This is a genomic window from Marivita sp. (assembly GCF_020055635.1).
Classification (GTDB): domain Bacteria; phylum Pseudomonadota; class Alphaproteobacteria; order Rhodobacterales; family Rhodobacteraceae; genus Marivita.
Genome location: NZ_JAIPUT010000141.1, coordinates 1 through 3811, shown reverse-complemented (window position 1 = coordinate 3811; position 3811 = coordinate 1). Strand labels below are relative to the sequence as shown.

Below are 3811 nucleotides of genomic sequence, written 5' to 3'. Positions count from 1 at the left end.
AGCGCGGCTAGCACCACGCCGAAGAAGAGCCAGCGCAGGACCATGCGGCTCGCCGGAAAGGCACGCTTCGCGATGTCCTTCGCGAAGGCCGCGTCGAAGCGCGTCGCCCGAAGCCCTGCCTTGGCCTCGCGCCAGACTTGGAAGTCGGCGGGCAGGTTCACGCGGTTGGGGTTCGGCTTGACGCGGCCCGCGCGCTCCAACGCCTCGACCGCCAGGCCCGTGAGCAGCGCGATCACCAGCGAGGCCACGAGAAACACCGCCATCCACTCCCAGCCCATCAGCACACCGATGATGATCGTCAGAGACGGCGAGTTCCACGGGCTTGCGATCAGGAAAGCGAAGACCTGGCCAAGGCTCGCTCCGCGCTCGTAGAGCTTGGCTCCCACCATCAGAACGCCGTGGTTGCAAAGATCGAGCAGCACGCCCGCCAGCACTGCGCGCACGAGGCTCTTCGCCCCTTGGTCGCGGCCAATGATGCCGATCACGAACTCGCGCGGCACGCGGTCGATGAGACCGACCGCCACCATGCCGACGAGGATGCCCCACCACATCAGGTTCATCATCTCCTGCACACCATGCGTGAAGACGCCCAGCCCGAAAGGCGCGTCGTGGGGCAGGAAGAAGGCCGCGATGTAAGCGACCCCGATCACCGCGCCGGAGCCCCGGAGAAGCCAGTCCACACGCCGCCATCGCGGTGCATCCGCACCCACCGACGGACCGCAGCAAGAGGCAACTGCCGTCTCTTCGCTTCCGCCGCAACACGACGCCGCCTTTGCGGAGGCAAGCAGCGGCGGGGGATCGCCCGGCAGAACGAAACCGCCGGTATCGCAGGTCGAGGCCGCGTCCCGGGCTTTTGCCGTTTGGCTGATGTCGTTCATGTCGCCTTCTCCGTCATCTGATCGGAAGATAGGACCTCCAGCAGCTGTAGGTTCAAGAGGATTCTGGAGAATATCTGCACGAGATCGCTCAGCCCGTTCCCGATACTGCTTCTGATGGGCTCCGCGCCAGTGCGCGGCGAATCTTCGGGAGCGCGAACTCGCGGAGCTCGTGGTAGTCGATGATGCTGACCAGCGCGCCCGCCGCGTCGAAGAGGAACACGCCTGACGTGTGATTCATCGTGTAGTCGCCGCCTTCGAGGGGCGCTTTCTCGTAGCGCACCCGGAACCCTTCCGCCGCGCGCGCAATCTCGGCCGGGCTGCCGGTCCAGCCGCGGATCTGCGGATGGAAGTAGCCGACATACTCGGCCATCGCCTCGACGGTATCCCTTTCCGGATCGACAGTGATCAGCACGACGTCGAGGGCATCGGCCTCCGTGCCGAGACCGTCGAGCCAGTGCGAAATGTCGGCGAGCGTGGTCGGGCAGACCTGCGGGCACCAAGTGAAGCCAAAGAAGACGAGAGAGGCGCGTCCGATCAGCGTCTGCGGCCCGACGGGCTGCCTCTCGTGGTCGGTCAGGGCGAAGTCCATGGCGGTCAGAGGCAAGGGGCGCCCGTTGGAGGCATCCGGCGCGTCAGGGCCGTCGATCTGCCACCAGCCCGCGAAGAGCGTGGCCACGCCCGCGCCGAGGCCAAGCGCGCCGTATTGCAGGAGCGCGCGCCGCCGCATCAGTCGGAGGGCCCCCGCGCCGCAATGCCGAGGATCGGCACCTCGACCGTTGCCTCCGTCCCGTCGGCAAAGATCACCGATAGGGCATAGCTCTCGCCCTCGACCATCGGGTGCTGAAGGTCCATGAGCATGACGTGAAGGCCGCCGGGCTCGAGCGCGACGGCTTCGCCCGCTTTGATCTCCACCTCCTCCATGTGCGACATGCGCGTGACGCCCTGCGCATCGGTCGCGGAAGCATGGATCATCGGCATCATCGCGAGGTTGGTGCGCAGGCCGGTCACCACGACCGGCTCGGCCCCGTTGTTTTGCAGCGTCATGTAGGCCACGCCGGGCCGGCTCGTCCCGATCGAGGCGCGCGACCAGGCGTCCTCGATGACGACATCCTCCCCGCCGGCGAGGACGGGGGGCGCTGTAGTCAGAAGGGCGAGGGCAAAGGCCGCAATGCCAAATAGTCTCATGTTCGGTCTCCAAACTCTGATCTGCATCCCGTCACGACCCCGCACGGCGGACTTCCTCCGCGACGAGCGCGCGGAGTTCGACCTCGCCGAAGGGGTCGAGCGGACGTTCGTTTACAAAAAATGTGGGGGTTTGGCGGACCCCGACCGCCTCCACGTCGGCCCGGTCCTGATTCAGGACCGCGACGACATCGGGCGCACGGATCTGCGCCTCTGCCGCCGCAACGTCGAGCCCTGCCTCACCTGCGATCCGGATGATCAGGTCAGGCCGCATCCCGCCATGGGACGCCCAGCGAGGCTGCTCGCGCATCAGTGCGTCCATCACCGGTTCGAAGACGCCCTGCATCCGGGCGGCTTCAAGAACGCGGATCGCGACTTCGGACACTTCGCCGTGGAACGGTGTGTAGCGCACCACGACCCGCACAGCATCGCCATGTTCGGCCATGATGTCCTTCACGATGGGATGAAGGGCGCGGCAGGCCTCGCAGGCCGGGTCGAAGAACTCGACGATGGTAACGGGGGCATTCTCAGGCCCCAGAACAGGAGACCATGGCCGCACCAGTGCTTCGGCCACCTCTGGCGACACGGTCGCGATCTGGGTGTTCGGGCGCGAGACGAACCACGCGGCACCCGCAAACAGGGCAAGCGCGAGCGCAAGAATGGACAGGATGAGCGGTCTGCGGGTCATGTGGAAACACCCTTTCGCGAGAGGGCGCAGAGCGCCGCGATGGCAAGAAATGATAGAAGGGCCAATGCCGGGATCGGCACGCCGAGGATCAGCTGGTTGGCGTCGGTGCAGGAAGGGCCGCTGGCCGCACAGGGCTGGATGCGCTCGGGGATCAGGCCGACATAAAGTGCGAGGTGCCAGAGGGCGGTCGCTGCGCCGGCCAGTGCGAGGACAGTGCCATAGCGACCCACAGCCAGATCGCGCCACCAGAGCCCGAGCCCGAGAAGGATGGCGAGTGGGAACATGAAGGCACGCTGGAACCAGCAGAGCGAACAGGGCGTCTGCCCCAGCACCTCGCCGATGAACAGCACCGAAAGCGAGGCCACGAGGGCCACCAGCCACGCCGAGAACAGCGCCTTCTCACCGCGCAGGCTATCCATGCGCATCGATCCGCGCGCGGAGGTCCGCGGTGATCTCCGGGGCGGGCGTGCCGTAGCCGTAGAGCCGCACGAAGCCGCCATCGGGATCGAACAGGAACACTTGGCTCGTATGCCCGATCGTGTAGCCGTCGGGCGCAGTTTCCTCTGGGACGCGCTCGTAGAAGATCTTGAAGGACGCGGCGGCGGCCTCGATCTGCTCTGGCGTGCCGGCGAGGCCCAGGATCGACGGATGGAACTGCGGCACGTATTCGGCCAGTTGGTCCGGCCGGTCGCGTTCGCTGTCGACGGAGATAAAGAGCGGCTGCACCGCATCCGCCTGGGGGCCGAGGTCGTCCATGACCTGCGCGATCTCCGCCAGTGTGGTCGGACAGATATCGGGACAGTTCGTGAAGCCGAAGAATACCAGGCTCCACTTGCCCCGGAAATCCTCGGCGGTTCGAACGACGCCGTCATGGTCCGTCAACTCGAACGCCGCCGCCACCGAGGACGCGGTGTCTGTCGCCACTTCGGGCGCGCGCGATCCGTAGACAGCCAGTCCCCCCGCGGCGATCACGGCGACGGCGACCGCCGCCCACAATACTTTCTGAAGTCTCGTCATCCGCCCTGAATGCCTCGTGATTCTGCTGTTTGGTCGCTGCTTACAA

The 3811-nt window shown here is 66.3% G+C and carries 6 protein-coding genes; all 6 read right to left on the bottom strand.

The features are described from left to right. Nucleotides 1–878 (bottom strand): permease (locus LCF60_RS23735; protein WP_292295002.1); only part of this gene is annotated, 878 nt, incomplete at its 3' end. 88 nt (nt 879–966) lie between these two features. Next, nucleotides 967–1605: an SCO family protein gene (locus LCF60_RS23730; protein WP_292295001.1), complete on the bottom strand. Its 639-nt coding sequence runs from the start codon at nt 1603–1605 to the stop codon at nt 967–969. Continuing rightward, nucleotides 1605–2063: a copper chaperone PCu(A)C gene (locus LCF60_RS23725; protein WP_292295000.1), complete on the bottom strand. Its 459-nt coding sequence runs from the start codon at nt 2061–2063 to the stop codon at nt 1605–1607. The genes LCF60_RS23730 and LCF60_RS23725 overlap by 1 nt, the downstream gene beginning before the upstream one ends. A gap of 31 nt (nt 2064–2094) precedes the next feature. Further along, the gene (locus LCF60_RS23720; RefSeq protein ID WP_292294999.1) at nt 2095–2748 is read right to left on the bottom strand and encodes a thioredoxin domain-containing protein; all 654 of its coding nucleotides are present in this window, start codon (nt 2746–2748) and stop codon (nt 2095–2097) included. Beyond that, nucleotides 2745–3167, bottom strand: a complete 423-nt coding sequence (locus tag LCF60_RS23715) for a disulfide bond formation protein B (protein ID WP_292294998.1) — start codon at nt 3165–3167, stop codon at nt 2745–2747. Before LCF60_RS23715 ends, LCF60_RS23720 begins: the two co-directional genes overlap by 4 nt. After that, nucleotides 3160–3765 (bottom strand): SCO family protein, encoded by a 606-nt coding sequence (locus LCF60_RS23710; protein WP_292294997.1) that lies wholly within the window; start codon nt 3763–3765, stop codon nt 3160–3162. Before LCF60_RS23710 ends, LCF60_RS23715 begins: the two co-directional genes overlap by 8 nt. Nucleotides 3766–3811 lie beyond the last annotated feature (46 nt).